13 protein-coding genes are annotated in these 14,220 nt (G+C 55.4%); 9 read left to right on the top strand and 4 right to left on the bottom strand.

All coding sequences use genetic code 11. The annotated features are described in order from the left end of the window. Positions 1-193: 193 nt before the first annotated feature. The 3 genes from SH573x_RS01170 to SH573x_RS01160 all read right to left on the bottom strand — a co-directional run bounded on the left by SH573x_RS01170 (position 194) and on the right by SH573x_RS01160 (position 4,041). Entirely contained in the window at positions 194-706 is a 513-nt protein-coding gene (locus SH573x_RS01170) for an FmdB family zinc ribbon protein (RefSeq protein ID WP_479352459.1), read from the bottom strand. 16 nt (positions 707-722) lie between these two features. Further along, complete coding sequence (locus SH573x_RS01165; protein ID WP_479352458.1) at positions 723-2,384, bottom strand: FAD-dependent oxidoreductase; 1,662 nt, start codon at positions 2,382-2,384, stop codon at positions 723-725. A 193-nt stretch (positions 2,385-2,577) separates the two neighbouring features. Then, positions 2,578-4,041, bottom strand: coding sequence for a DUF8809 domain-containing protein (locus tag SH573x_RS01160; RefSeq protein ID WP_479352457.1), 1,464 nt, complete (start codon positions 4,039-4,041; stop codon positions 2,578-2,580). A 401-nt stretch (positions 4,042-4,442) separates the two neighbouring features. On the opposite strand from SH573x_RS01160, the gene SH573x_RS01155 reads away from it, so the two are divergent. The 7 genes from SH573x_RS01155 (at position 4,443) to SH573x_RS01125 (ending at position 11,292) form a co-directional block, all read left to right on the top strand. After that, positions 4,443-6,872: a tetratricopeptide repeat protein gene (locus tag SH573x_RS01155; RefSeq protein ID WP_479352456.1), complete on the top strand. Its 2,430-nt coding sequence runs from the start codon at positions 4,443-4,445 to the stop codon at positions 6,870-6,872. 278 nt (positions 6,873-7,150) lie between these two features. After that, positions 7,151-7,615 carry a hypothetical protein gene (locus tag SH573x_RS01150; protein ID WP_479352455.1) on the top strand — a complete coding sequence of 155 codons (465 nt, stop codon included), beginning with the start codon at positions 7,151-7,153 and terminating at the stop codon, positions 7,613-7,615. Between the two features lie 4 nt (positions 7,616-7,619). After that, complete coding sequence (locus SH573x_RS01145) at positions 7,620-8,114, top strand: histidine kinase (RefSeq protein ID WP_479352454.1); 495 nt, start codon at positions 7,620-7,622, stop codon at positions 8,112-8,114. Positions 8,115-8,133: 19 nt separating this feature from the next. Beyond that, positions 8,134-8,598, top strand: coding sequence for a flagellar basal body rod protein FlgB (locus SH573x_RS01140; RefSeq protein WP_479352453.1), 465 nt, complete (start codon positions 8,134-8,136; stop codon positions 8,596-8,598). 146 nt (positions 8,599-8,744) lie between these two features. Then, on the top strand, positions 8,745-9,167 hold the full coding sequence (gene flgC / locus SH573x_RS01135) for a flagellar basal body rod protein FlgC (protein ID WP_479352452.1): 423 nt from the start codon (positions 8,745-8,747) through the stop codon (positions 9,165-9,167). 64 nt (positions 9,168-9,231) lie between these two features. Beyond that, positions 9,232-9,567 (top strand): flagellar hook-basal body complex protein FliE, encoded by a 336-nt coding sequence (gene fliE / locus SH573x_RS01130; protein ID WP_479352451.1) that lies wholly within the window; start codon positions 9,232-9,234, stop codon positions 9,565-9,567. A gap of 30 nt (positions 9,568-9,597) precedes the next feature. After that, entirely contained in the window at positions 9,598-11,292 is a 1,695-nt protein-coding gene (locus tag SH573x_RS01125; protein WP_479352450.1) for a hypothetical protein, read from the top strand. Between the two features lie 4 nt (positions 11,293-11,296). Here SH573x_RS01125 and SH573x_RS01120 read toward each other — a convergent pair whose 3' ends face one another. Further along, the gene (locus SH573x_RS01120) at positions 11,297-11,803 is read right to left on the bottom strand and encodes an NYN domain-containing protein (RefSeq protein WP_479352449.1); all 507 of its coding nucleotides are present in this window, start codon (positions 11,801-11,803) and stop codon (positions 11,297-11,299) included. 297 nt (positions 11,804-12,100) lie between these two features. Here SH573x_RS01120 and SH573x_RS01115 point away from each other — a divergent pair, with 297 nt between their 5' ends. After that, the gene (locus SH573x_RS01115) at positions 12,101-12,544 is read left to right on the top strand and encodes a hypothetical protein (RefSeq protein ID WP_479352448.1); all 444 of its coding nucleotides are present in this window, start codon (positions 12,101-12,103) and stop codon (positions 12,542-12,544) included. 6 nt (positions 12,545-12,550) lie between these two features. Then, positions 12,551-14,065 carry a radical SAM protein gene (locus tag SH573x_RS01110; RefSeq protein ID WP_479352447.1) on the top strand — a complete coding sequence of 505 codons (1,515 nt, stop codon included), beginning with the start codon at positions 12,551-12,553 and terminating at the stop codon, positions 14,063-14,065. The last annotated feature ends 155 nt before the right edge of the window (positions 14,066-14,220 follow it).

The following is a 14,220-nucleotide window of genomic DNA, read 5'->3' as shown; positions in this document are numbered from 1 at the left end:
CTACGCTGCAGCACTCCAAGGAGTCACCTTTGGAGTGCGGTGCCATCTGGCACCGCTTTGATGTAAGTAAAGTCTCTAGCCGCAGCCTGAGTCGCTCTGGAAGTTTGGAGTCACTTGGTTCGTACAGGCTGCGGTACCGTTTGGTTATCACATCAAAGCTACGGCTAGCGCCGCAGCACTCCAAAGGTGCGCATTACATGTCGTAGACTTCTGGGTCGACGTTGGGGGCTTCGGTCAAGCGGCGTTGGATTCCTTTCAGGCGGCCTTCGCTGCCGGAAGCGCCGAAGGGGTCTTCGGCGTCCAGGACGTCGCCCATTTCTTCTTCGACTTTATCGGGATCTTCGCCAGCTTCCATGCGGCGGATGGCTTCTTCCATACCTTCGCCCATGTTCATGCCGGTGGTATCCATCAGCTTGCGCATCATGCGGGCCATGGATTGCGGATCGTCTTCGTTCATGCCTTCGGCTTCGCTAGCCAACTGCATCATGGCGCGTTCCATCTTTTCGTCATCCATATCTGGCGGCATGCCAGGTTCCGGTTCGGACGATTCGCTGCGACCTTTGGAGATCGCAAAACGCGACATCTGTCGTTGCAGCTTGTGAGCTCCATGTTTGGGGCAACGCGGTACGGTCGCCGTGTCGACTCGCCGCGCAAAGAAGCTGTAAATCGTATGGCAATTGCGACAATAAAATTCATAGATTGGCATCTTGTTCCGTTCCGCATCAAACCAATTTGCGTATTGACATACCACCGTTTAAATTCTGCACTTGTTGGAAGCCTTGTCCAGAGAGCAGACAAGCGCCCACGTGGGCGCGTTTGCCGCTGTGACAGACCACAACCGTGGGTTTCTGAGCATCCAGTTCCGTCCAGCGCGTGCCCAGTTCGTCGATCGGAATATGCCTGGCACCAGGCACGGGCGGCAACTTAGCCAGTTCAGCGGCGCTGCGTACATCGACAACTTGCAGCGTCGATAGATCAGCTGCAGTGTCCAACAACTGAGGATAATGCTGAAGATCATTTTCAGCCACAAAGGCGGCCATGTGCACCGGGTCTTTCGCCGAGCCAAAGGGCGGCGCATAGGCCAGATCCAGTTGGGCCAGGTCATGCACAGTGCCACGAAATTGCATAGCTGTGGCAATCACATCGATGCGTTTATCAACGCCAGGGCCACCCACTACCTGAGCACCCAAGATGCGACCATCGTTGGGCGCGTAGATCAGTTTAATCGTTAGCTCTTTGGCACCTGGATAGTAGCCAGCGTGATCATTAGCTTGAATCGTCGCGACGCGATGCGCGATGTTCTGTGCCAGGCATGTGCGCTGATTGAGGCCCGTGGAGGCAGCCACGAGTTCGAACACGCGCACGATGGCCGTACCCAATACTTTACCGACAGGGTTTGCCCGACCAGTGGCGGCATGCGCGCCTGCGATGCGCCCGGCCCGATTGGCTGGACCAGCCAGCGGCACACGCTGAGGAGTCGGCAAGACACCATGCGGAACTTCGGTCATATCACCCACGGCGTAGATCAGTGGATCACTGGTTTGCATGAACTGGTTGACCGACACGCCACCACTGGCACCAATCGTCAACCCAGCTGCTCGAGCCAGTTCGATGCGCGGTCGCACACCTGCGCCTACAATCACCAAGTCGCAGGGCAACTCCCGACCATCGGCCAACACCACACTCGTCGCGCGACCCGCACTGGTTTCAAAGCGGGTAACGCCCACCCCCAGCGCCATTCGTACGCCATGACGTGTCAATTCTTGCTCGACCATCTTAGCCATTTCGTCATCGAGCGGTCGCAAGACGTGCGGGGCCAGCTCGATCAGCGTAACTTCGATGCCCAGTCGCACAAGTTGTTCGACGACTTCTAAACCGACAAAGCCGGCTCCCACCACCACCGCTTTCTTGGGTGAGCTTTGATGGATGCACTGCAGTACGCCATCCATATCGGGCAGCGTCCACAGCTGAAAGACATTGGCCAATGGCGCAGCCATAAAGGGTGGCTTCAACGGTTCCGAACCGGTCGCCAGAATCAATCGATCGTAGGGCAGCGTAAACGATTCTTGAGTCTGGTGATTAGTGCCTGAGACCGTTTGGCCGACGCGATCGATGGCTACAACTTCGCAGCCCGTCTGTACATCCACTTGAAAGCGCCCGCGGAACAGTTCCGGCGTCGCAACTAACAATTTCTTGCGGTCGGCGATTTCACCACCGATGTGATAGGGCAGCCCGCAGTTCGCAAACGATACGGCTGGACCTTTCTCCAGCATCGTAATCTGAGCTTGGGCATTGGTCCGCCGCGCTCGGGCGGCTGCTGTCGCACCGCCCGCCACACCGCCCACAATCACAATCCGGAGCGCCTGCTCTGATTGGCTCATCATTTGAATCCTTCACACGTACTGAGTCTGGGGTGAAGGTATAGAGAGTAGTGCGCGGGCGGAGAATTGAGTAGTGGTGGTCGTGGCGTTGACGGTAGCGGTTTTCTTACTCGTACTCAAAATGCCTACGAGTACGAGTACGAGTACGAGTCGAGTAGGAGTAGGAGTAGGAGTAGGAGTAGGAGTAGGAGAAGCTTTACTCTTCGCTGGAGGGGCGGATCGATTCGAAGTACTTGCGGACGGTTTCGCGATGGCCCAGCGGCAAGGGCTCGGAGTCTAACACTTCTTCCATTTGCTTGCGAAACTCGGTGTACTTCTGGGAGTAAGTGCGTGCGGCATCTTGTTCTCCTTCGGGCGAATTGCTGACCTCGCGTTCCGAAGGACCATCACCTTGGACGCCAGTGATGTCTTGTCGCTGACGATTGGAATCAAGTTTCGTCTTCTCTTCGCCTAGCGGTTGGTTGGATATACCCTTGCCGGCTTTGTTACTAGGTGAGTTTGACTTGGCAACTTTGTCACTGGCACATTGGCCAGCGTTCTGACAGTTACTCTTGCATTGGGAAAGGCGATTGAGTTGGCAGCTGAGGCATTGCGAGATGTTCTTCTTGAGACCCTGCTTCTTGCAGACACCAGCTGCTTTGCATTGGCCATTCTTGCACTGCGACTCGTTCTCGTTTTCGAGCCCTTCTTCCATTTGTTGGGCGGCTTCGGAGAGTTCGCCCTGCTGACCTTCGCCCAAATCCTTTTTGAACTTCTTCAAATTCTGGGCAACTGCATCGCGTTGTTTGCGATCGAGATCCTTGGGATCGATCTTCTCTAATTGTTCGGCAGCTTTGTCGTATTTGCCCGCTTTCAGCGACTCGGCGATCGACTTCATGGCTTCCGCTGGTTCGAGAGCTGCGGCAAACTCTTGCAATTGAGCATCGGTCTTTTGCAAGTCAAGTTTCTCAAGTGCAGCGGCTAAGGCTTGCTGCATTTCAGAGAGCTTGGCCAGGGCTTCGCGTTGGTCAACTTCGGGAGCCTTCATCTCTTCGACCAGTTCAGCCAGCTCTTCGGTGAGTTCTTTTAATTCAGGCTCCGGGTGCTTTTCGGTCAGCTCTAGCAAATCCTCTAACATCGTCTCTTCGAGTGCTTGAGCCTGATCGTTGACGACTTGCTGTAGTTGAGCGGCGGCGGGATCGATGATCTCCTGGGCACGCGGTACACAGGCGACACCGATTAATAAAGCCAGGGCCACGGCCATCACGCCAGCGGATTTAGGGAGGCGATAGGGCACTGCTTCATTGGGCACGACTTTCTGCAAACGCTGAAGAGCATCGGCAATCTGCAACTGTTTGAGCGCATCGGGTGATTCGTTTTGGGCGAAGGCCAGAGCCGTAGTGGTGCGGTCTTGCAGCTTGTAATGGCGATCGACTTGTCGTGCCGCAGATGCCCAGCTAACCGGTGCCAGCACACCAGCCAGTCCCGCCAGTAGCGTGGTCGCGCCGAGGACGATCCAACTGGCCAGCGGTCCATAAGGTTGACCAAACATCCGCGCCACTTCCACGATCAATCCCAGAATTGCGCCGGCGACGAGACCTGCAATCACACAGTCAATTGTCCGAGCCATGCGCTGACGAAATCGAACTTCAGAAAGAGCCTGATGCAGATCGCGCAACATACTGAAAGCTCCTGGCAAAGATCCAGCCGGTATAACCCATCGAAAGTGGTACCCGATATGGTAGCCGACTGGGGGAGGTGTGGCAAACTGTTTTTTTCAAGGTGTTATCGTCAAAAACCGCAAAGTCATTTGGGTTTCGGCGAGCACTAGGCTGCTTTTGATTAATGCTAGCGAAGGCGGACGCTAGGGTGTCCGAAGATGAAGATGGTCACCTCTCCCAGCGAAGCTGGGGGAGGTCGCAGACGAGCGCTAGCTCCGATTCGTGAGGGGGAACATTGCGCTGCGAACTCGTTCGCTGCGGCAAGCCGCCCCCTCCCGGAGCCTGGCTTAACGCCGGCTCCGACCTCCCCCAAGCAAAGCCTTGGGGAGGTGACTAGAACCCTAAAGAACTGTGGCCAACTATGAATAAAACTAAACTGATGCTGATTGGGGGCGGCGCCTTGGGTGCTTTGCTGCTCTTTGGAGCATTGTTTGCTTGGATGGCCACTGGGGATGCTTACGGGCCGGATCGGCAATTGGATCTGGCGATGAAACTATTAGAAGAAGGCCGCTGGGACCTGGCCGATCGCATCGCCCGCGACATAGAAGCAGATGGCGAACTGACCGAGGCTCGAGAACCAGTTTGGAATTATGTGCGCGGCGTGGCGGGAGTTCTTTCGACTGAAGGCAAGCTCGATTCGCCCTTGTATCGCAAGTTCTTGTGGGATGCGAGCGCCTTTCTGGAGAAGTCGCGCGAAGCGACCTTTCCGCTGGGCTATCGCGGACAAGGCGCGTATTACTTGGGCTTCTGTTATTTCAACACTTACGATTGGGATAAGGCCATCGAGTACTTGTCGCAAGCGGTCGACATCTGGCCGCAACGGCGAAGTGATGCCCTGTCGATGATTGTCGAAGCATGTTTGCGGGCTCAACCGCCCGAGCGCGAACAGGCCGATGAGTATTTGGACAAATGGAACAAGATCCCAGGTCTATCGGTCAGCGAGCGCAATCGTATTACGCTATCTCGAGCCCATCTGGCGTTTCTCGATGGCAACTGGGAAGAAGTCGAGAAGCTGCTACAGACGATCAGCCCCGAAACGATTGAATACTATTCGGCCAAAATTGGCCGTGGGCGCTGGAAGCTAGAATCGGGCCGACGCATGAAGGCCAAAGATCCGCAACGTCAACAACTGCTCGAACAAGCCTTAGCCGACTTCCGCGAAGTGTTAGTCGCTCCGCCCACGCCAGCCGATGTGCGCCGGCAAGCTTCTTACTTGACCGGTGAAGCGCTGCGCTGGCTGGAGCGCATGCAGGAAGCCGTCAGTACGCTCAGCGGCGTGCGGCAACGCAATCCTCAATCAGCTGAAGCGATTGCGGCGGGCGTCTCCGAAGCGGAGATTCAATTGGAAGCCAAGAAGACCAGCGATGCCTTAGAAACAGCGCGGCACGTGGTCAACGATATCGGAGATGTGCGGTTGTACGACGAACGCTGGCTGGCGATCCCAGAGCTGCGCAAGCGCTTGATGCAGTTGGGCCGCGACATGCGGCAAGATGGTGACTTCGAAGCCGCCAATCGCCTCGCCTCATACTTGCCGCCGGTCTTTCCAGCTTCGGATTCCGTTCGCCTCGAAGCAGAAAACTTCGAAGCCTGGGGACAACAACTGGAGAGTGAACCAGCCTCGGCCACCACAGCCAAAGCTCGCGATCAATGGCGACGCGCGGTTGAAAACAAATACATGATGGCAGGCGATAAGTATCGACAGCTGGCGCAACTGGAACTGCGGAGCACAGAGTATCCCGCCATCTTGTGGCGCGCCATCGAAAGTTATCAGAATGCCAGCCAGCTCGATAAGGCCAACGAGTTGCTCAAAGAATACTTGCAGTACGAGGATCGCGCCAAACGACCGCGCGGCCTGTTGGCTTTAGGTCAAAACTACTTGAACGCTGGTCGCTGGGACGATGTGATTCCGCCCTTGCAACGCTGCTTGATGGAATACCCAGAGCACCCCACCAACTACAACGTGCGTTTGATCATGGCCCGCGCGTTGACCGAAAAGCAGAAGCTCGAAGAAGCTACTGAGATGCTGTTGAACAACTTGTACGATGGCAATCTCAAACCCGATAGCCAACTGTGGCGAGACTCGCTGTTTGAACTCGGCAACGTGATCTATCGCCGTGGTGATCAACTGTTCCTGGAAGGCGAACTGACCTCGACCGATGACTGGACGGCCAAGCTGGCCAAGTTAGAAGCCAGCCATAAAGAACTGATCGCAGCCACGGATCGACTGAGCGAAGCGGTCGCGCGATTCGATCGCGATCGCCGGGCGCTGGATGCGCGTTACGCGATTGGTCGAGCCTATCGATCGGCGGCCCGCTTTCCCAAACAGATGCTCGATTCGGGCCGCGTGACCATCGACAGCGTTCGCCGAAAACTATTGGTCGAGCGTCGACAACTGCTTGAATCCGCATTGGCTGGCTACCGCGACTTGCGTCAATCCATCGGTGATTCGCAAGATATCAGCAACTCGACCGATGGTACGCAGGTTTTGTTGCGCAATTGTTTCTTTGGCGAAGCCGACGTCCTATTCGAAATGGGCCAATACGAAGAAGCGATCGCCGCCTATCGCAACGTCGGCAACCGCTTCATGAACGAACCCGAAGCGCTCGAAGCCTTGGTGCAGATCTCCGAGTGTTTCCGCCAGTTGGGCCAAGACGAACAAGCTCGCCGCACGTTGACTCAAGCCGAACAATTGCTGGCCCGCATCCCTCCCGAAGCCGACGCACGTTTCACAACCGTCACCCGCGCCGACCGAGCCAAATGGCAACAGTTGTTAGTCTGGCTAAAGAAGTAAGCCGTCACCTCTCCATGCGCAGCATGGGGAGGTCGAATCGAGGCTCTGCGAGTTTGGGGGGGGCGAGTCCTGAATGAATCATGTTAGTGCATGAGTCCAATGTAACGCACTGCCCCCTCCCGCCGACGACGGCTAAACGCCGCGTCGGCGACCTCCCCCAGCTGCGCCGGTGGAGGTGACCGTCACCTCTGCAGCGTTAAGGTTTTTTGCTCTTCCCAAACCAACGCTAGTTTTGCTAGAAGCCCTGGTGGTGGTCGTGGTTTGCTGGGAGAGGGTCAATGTCGATGGACGTGGCAGTTCAATATACAGATCAGTTGTGCGAGCTCATGGTAGCGAAGGTGGAAACACTTGAGCAGCTGTGCCAATTGGCTCGGCAACAATCGTCGATCACGCAAACTGGCGATGCTACAATTCTGCTAAGTTTCTTGGCCCGCAAGCAGCCGCTGATGGATCGTTTGACGGAGTTGCAGACGGAGCTATCGGTATATGGGCAGGATGACCCAGAGGCCCGCACGTGGCGTTCGCCCAGCTTGCGGCAAGCGTGTCGAGCGGCGTCGGAGCGCTGTCAGCATTTACTGGCCGAAATTGTCCTGCTGGAAAAACAATCGCTCGACGAGATGAACGATCGTCGCGATGCCCTGGCCGCTCAGCTGCAAGATGGCCGCGATGGCAGCCTGGCTGGTCAAGCTTATCAAGCCGCTGGCGCCTTGGAAGATAGTACCTTCGATTTGAGTAACGGTTGAGCCCATGCTACGAGTATATTACGACGAAGATGTCGAAGAGATCTCGCACACTGCTAACGATCTGCGCATCGTCATCCGCAAATGCATTCAGAACTGGCAAAACACGCTTGCACAAAAGAAGTGCCAACTGACGATCGACCTGGGTGTGTCGATGCCCGTGCTGTGCCAGGCAGAAGATACCTACTCGCTGGTCAATGGTCTCTTCGAATTGACTGTCGGCCGTTTGAGCGAGCAAGGCGAACTATCGATCATCAGCTGCCGTGGTACAGGTGTGGTGGAACTGGAGATTGCCGATACCGGCGCTCCGGTGGCCTGCGAAGCTCGCTTCGATCGCTTTACGTTTCCACCGCGAGCCCTCGTGCACGATCGACAACTTGTTTTGTTGCAGACTTTGGCTGCTTCTTTCGGTGGTCGCATCTGGGCGGCACCTTGCCCACAAGGTGGCATGGCCTGGACTCTGCGATTACCGGGCCGTATGGCCAATAAACGCGCTGCCTAGTAGGACGGCGAGGTTAGCCATGTCCACCGTCTGGCGACGGTGGCTACCATCGGGCCAGGACTTACACACCATGTTAGCGTCCATCCTTAACAACACGGCCTTACCCGCACTGGAGCAAACAGTTAGCTTTGCATCCAAGCGGCACCTGTTGTTGGCGAGCAACCTGGCCAATATGGACACGCCTGACTATCAGACTCGCGACATCTCGGTCGACGATTTTCAGACGACGCTCAAGGCAGCCGTCGAAGGAGCCAAGACTCCGACCTCGCGCTACGACGCTCCCTCGGCAACCAAGCAAGCCAGCTATGCCAAGGTGCGCGATATAAGTTCGCAAATCATGTATCACGACGGTAGCGACGTTAGCTTGGAACACCAGGTTACCGAGATTGCCAAGAACCAGTCGATGCATAACACAGCGGTAGCGCTGATGCGCTCGCAATTCTCTACGCTCAAAGCTGCAATCACCGAATCGGCGAATGTTTGATCTTTCGCCAGATTTATTAAAGTTGTAGTGTCTACTGAGAAATCCGCACTTGTTTCGCAGCTCTATTGAAGCCAAAGGCTTCAACCGGAGCTCGTTACGAAACAAAGTGGAAATGCTTCGTCTCTGGTTTACGAAAGGATGCGTAGATGTTCAGTGCGCTAGACGTCAGCACCAGTGCTTTGGTGGCTCAGCGAATTCGACTCAATACCATCTCGGGCAATATTGCCAACATGTCCAGCGTGCGCAATGAGAATGGTGAATTGAAACCTTTTCAAGCTCGCTACCCAGTCTTTCAAACCGACGAAAACATGATCGGTCCCGATGGCATGGCAGGTGTCAAAGTAGCCAGCGTCGAGACCGAGCAAGCCGAACCAATTTATCGCTATCAACCCGATCACCCCTTGGCGATCAAAGATGGCAAGTGGAAAGGGTATGTTGCGATGCCCAACATCAACTTGAATCAACAGTTCGTCGACGCACTGGAATCCACCCGGGCCTACGAAGCCAACTTGGGCGTTATGGAAGTCTCCAAGAACATGGGCCGCCAATCGCTGTCGATCCTGGCGTAGTGCCGCCGGTTAACGCCATCGGCCGAGACATTGCGTGATGTTTGTGAATTGAGAATTGAATAGCATGCCCGGTATTGATCGATTTACACATAACCTTTCATTGCCGCTGACCGAGCGGATGTTGGGTGGTCGTAAAGGCGAACAGTTTCTGGCTAGCCAAGCGCCAGGGCAAGCATCTCAAGTCGACTTTGCCAGCCTGATTAGCGGCAGCTTGTCCGAAGTCAACTCGCTGCAGAATGAATCGACACAGTCGGTCCAAGAGTTATTGACCGGTGGCGACGTACAGCCGGCCGAGGTATTTGCTTCGGTACAAAAAGCCGACATGGCTTTTCGCATGTTGCTGCAGGTGCGCAACAAACTGATGCAAGCCTACGAAGAAGTTAACGCGATTCGAATCTGAAACGCCATAGCCACAAACGGATAAGCGACGATGGGTGCTTTCGAAGGTTTTGTCAAACAGATTCGCGAACTGCTCAATACGATGACGCCGTCAGCTCGCATCATGGCCGGCTTGATGGCAGGCTTGATCGTGATCAGCCTGGGCTGGATCGTATCGACTCAGCAATCAAGCCGTGGTGAATACATCTTGGGTGGGCAATCCTTTAGCGATGCTGAGCTGAACAAGATGGAAAGTGCGCTCGGCGAGGCTAGCTTGCGGGCTTATGAACGCGTAGGCCATCGGTTGCGAATTCCATCCGCCGAAAAAGATGTCTACTTGAAGGCCTTGGCCGAAGGTCAAGCGCTTCCCAAGGGCGGATGGAATGACAAACTATACGAAGCGCTCAACGATGCCAATCCACTAACATCTCCCGATCTGATCAAGCAGCGGGTCAACCAGGCTAAACTGGATGCCCTAGCCTCCATTCTCGAGAATCTCCCGGGCGTTGAAAAGGCTAGCGTGTCGCATGACACGAAACGCACAGGCTTTGGCCGCCACGACGATCAAACAGCTACGGTCAGTTTAAAAGGCAGCGGCAATGAACGTATTCGACAAGAGGTGCTCCGGCAAGTCGCGCTGCATGTGACTAAACACTTTCCCGGACTCAAGGCTGAAAATGTTAGTGTAATGGATACCAACGCCGGTACGACTTACCAACCCTCAGGTAATCCCTTGGAGTCCGAACAACAACTATATTTTCAAGCACAGCAACAATGGGAACAGTACTACCGCGACAAGGTTCAACCTGAACTGCAGATCTACGGCGACGTAAAATTGGGTGTAATGGTTGAGCTGGACCCAGTCCTAAAAAAGGAAATGGAGCAACTGAAGTACGATCCAGTTGGTTCGACCACTAAGCAGACCAATCAACGCAAAGATACCAAGAGCGCCAAAGCCGCTCCTGGCGGCCGACCTGGGGCCGATCCCAACGGCGCCGGCGGCGCCAATCGCAGTCAAACGCTCAGCACCGTTGCCGATCAAACGGCTGAATCGAAAGAATCGCAGGAAGATCTGGAGAGCGTCATCGGTCATTCGGCTACGCTGACGAAAGAAGCTGGGTTGATACCTCAGCGCGTGTCATTCACCATCGGCATTCCCGAAACCTACTACGACAAAGTCCATCGTCAACGCGAACTGGCCAAAGACAGTACGCTGAAGGAGATTCCGCCGCTGGATGATGTGAATCGTACCAAGCTGAAAAAGGAAATCGAAGACAATGTGCGCGCGGCTATCGAAGGTCAATTACCGCAGGTGCGGCAAGGCGATGATCGTTTTCAACTAGTGAAGGTCTTCAGCTACATGCCCATGCCGGTGCCCGAACCCATCAAGCCCACCTTTGCCGAAACCTCGCTGGCCTGGCTGAGCCAGTCGTGGCAAACCATCGGCTTGTTCATGCTGGTTGGTATGGCGCTGCTGATGATGTTCAGCTTTGTCCGCTCGCAATCGACACCCGAAACCGATCGCGAATTTGCTCAAGGCTTTGGGTTAGAAGTCCCCGAGACGATGGGCGATTCGTTGGACTTGGGTGATTCTGGCGCTCCGGCTGCCAGCAGTGAAGAAGAGGAAGATGAAAACAAGTTCAAAGTCACCGGCGGCGAAATCAAAGAAGAACTATCCAGCTTGATCAAGCAGAATCCAGACGCGGCCGTCAATCTGTTGCGCAGTTGGATCGGAGAAGCAGCGTGAGAATTTAGATTCCGAATTCTTTCATCCACTTTTCAACTTCTTCGGCCGACAGGTGTGGATTCTCGACTTCTGACTCTGGTTCATCAGGCGGCTCGGGCGGTTGCTGAGGGCCGTCCATGATGTGCATCAGCCAGGCATCGCTGCCGACAAAGCTTGCCCGGCGTGCGCTGGCACTGCGTTGAACTCGGCTGTCGCTGGTGACGACGGTCAGCGTTCGCGGATGCGGATGTTTGCGGATGATCTCTTCCAACAGGTCATCCGCTTCGGCATAACCCACGGCGTAGGTCACGGTTATCGAACGAAAGACGGTTTCTGTCTCGCCACCTTTGCCGCTGCGACTGGCATCGAAGACGACCTGCGTTGTCAAGCGTTGCTGTTCAGTCAAGCCAGTGGCAATTTGCCCCAACATGCGTTGCCGAGCCTTCGCCAGTCCAGCCGGTCCGCGCACCTGCGCCACCGCGCCGGTTGCATGCAGCAAGTTGTAGCCATCGATTAGTAGGGATATGGCCATCGCTTTAGCGCGTCTTTGGCAGCCGAGATCGAAATTGGAACAGCTTCACTACTGCATCTTAGCTCAATAGCCTGTAAACCTGAAGGGTTACGACTGGCTATAGAGCCGCTCGAACCGCCTAACGAATGTTTTAAAACGCAGAGTACGCAGAGTCCGCAGAGAAGGTGCAGTGAAGATGCAGAGAGGGTGCCGATCCGTATATGTGGACTTCTCTGCGATTCTCTGCGTCTCAGCGTTTTTTGAGAGGAGACAAATCGTGGTCCTCGGACGACACGAAAATTGGTTACGATAGGTGTTATGGAAAATCCTTATCAACCGCCGCTGGCTGATGAATCGGCCACCTTGCCCAAGGCTAAGGTGACGAACATGCTGCCGACCAATTTTTGGCCGGTGGTGCTGGGCTTGTCTGGGCTGTTGATTTTGCTGGGCTTTCTATTCTTCTTTCCGTTTGCGCTGGCTTTTGCAGTGTTTATGGGTGGAGTGCGAACGACGCTCGTTTTTTATCGCTGCACGCGAGCCGGCGTGGTCGCACCGACGGCGTTTAACTTGCTGGCCACTTCATCGCTGTTGGTGCTCGCGTTGCAAGTCGCTTCGGTGGTGGCCTTCATGGCAATGTGCACCGTGATCTTGATAGTCGGAGGCCAAGAAGCGATACCGCTGATCCTGAGCGCCACCACGAGCCTGGTGGGATTCTTCTTCCTGTTTAGTATTTCGATTCCCATGGCGGTTCCCAAGCGATAACACATCATGAATGTTCCTCAAACGCCATCGGTGAAACATCGCGACTATACGTTCTTAGGGCTGACGCAGAGTTTGTGTCCCGAATGTCGCGAAGTCATCCCGGCAAAAATCGTGTCGCGGGCGGGCCGCGTCTACTTTCGCAAGCAATGTCCGACGCATGGCCCGCGCGAAGACTTCATTTGCAGCGATGTATCGCGCTACGATTTGACCAGCACCAGCTTGCCAGCCAAGTTGCCCAGACAAACCTTTACAACTGCGGACAAAGGTTGCCCGCTCGATTGCGGATTGTGTGAAGAGCATGAGCAGCATACCTGTATCGGTGTGATCGAGATCACCGACGGCTGCAATCTGACATGCCCCATGTGTTATGCCGCCAGCGCTCCAGGCCAGGCGCATAAGCCGGTTGAAGATGTCAAACGAGCACTCGATCGACTGGTCGCGGCCGAAGGTCGCGCGGAAGTGGCTCAACTCTCCGGTGGTGAACCCACCATTCACCCTCAACTCTTAGAGATTCTCGACTACGCTTTGTCGCTGCCCATCGATTATGTGATGATCAATACTAATGGCATTCGGCTAGCGCACGACCAGCAGCTCATTGATACGCTTGCCCAGCGGCGCGAGCGCGTGGAAATCTATTTTCAGCTGGACGATCTGGACGATGCATCGATTGCTAAATTGCGCGGTCAGCCTGGACTGCTGGACAAAAAGCTAACGGCTCTCGAACGCTTGGGACAGTCAGGCCTCAATGTAACTTTAGTGGCAACCTTGCAAGGCGGCGTCAATCCTGATGCGCCCGCACGCCTGCTGGAGTTCGCCAGGTCGCGACCTTTTATTACGGGACTTAGTTTTCAACCAGCCACGTACAGCGGTCGGCATGTCTTGCCAGCAGAGCTCGAACAGCGAGTTACTTTTCCCGATGTGATCGATGCGTTGTGCCAGGCCCCAGGCAGTGAATTCAACGCAGCTGATTTTATGCCGCTGCCCTGTGCCCATCCGAATTGCCACTGGATCTCGTTGGCCGCCCGGCACTCCGGCAAGCTCTGGCCGCTCAGCCAAGTGGTCGATGCCGAGACCAATCGTGACTTGTTAGCCAATGGCATCAGTTTTACACGCACCGGTAGTCAAGGCCTGGTAGCCCAGCTCATGTCGCGTTTGGCTTGCGGTGAATCGGGATGTTGTACGCCGATCACTAGTGACAAACTAAGCTCGGCTTGTAGCAGCAGCTACACGACGACTCGCACCGGGCTGCCTGTGCTGAGCAGCGATGCCTGCGCAAGCGAGCCGACACCTGGCGGCGTAGTGTTGGGTTTGTTAGCCGATGCGCTCGAAGGCAAAGCCAGCGCCCGCGACCTCCTGCGGATAACGATTACATCTTTTTTGGACATGTACAACTTCGACGTACGTCGGGTCATGAAGTGTTGTACACACCATGTTTTACCCAGCGGGCACATCATCCCCTTCTGCGCTTACAACGTCCTGTATCGCGACGGCAAAGTTCCGTTGCCACCACTAGCCCGCTGAGCGCTTTGGAGTGCGGTGCCCGCGGCACCGCTTTGATGTAAGCGTGGACTATTCCGCAGCCTGAACGCACGTTTGACGCGAATGGCCATTGGTTTGTCAGGCTGCGGTACGGCTTGGTTATTACATCAAAGCTACGGCTGCGCCGCAGCACTGGT

This window comes from Rania fehmarnensis, assembly GCF_056494185.1.
Note: the sequence above shows the minus strand (reverse complement) of the source record. Positions and strands in the feature narration are given on the sequence as shown.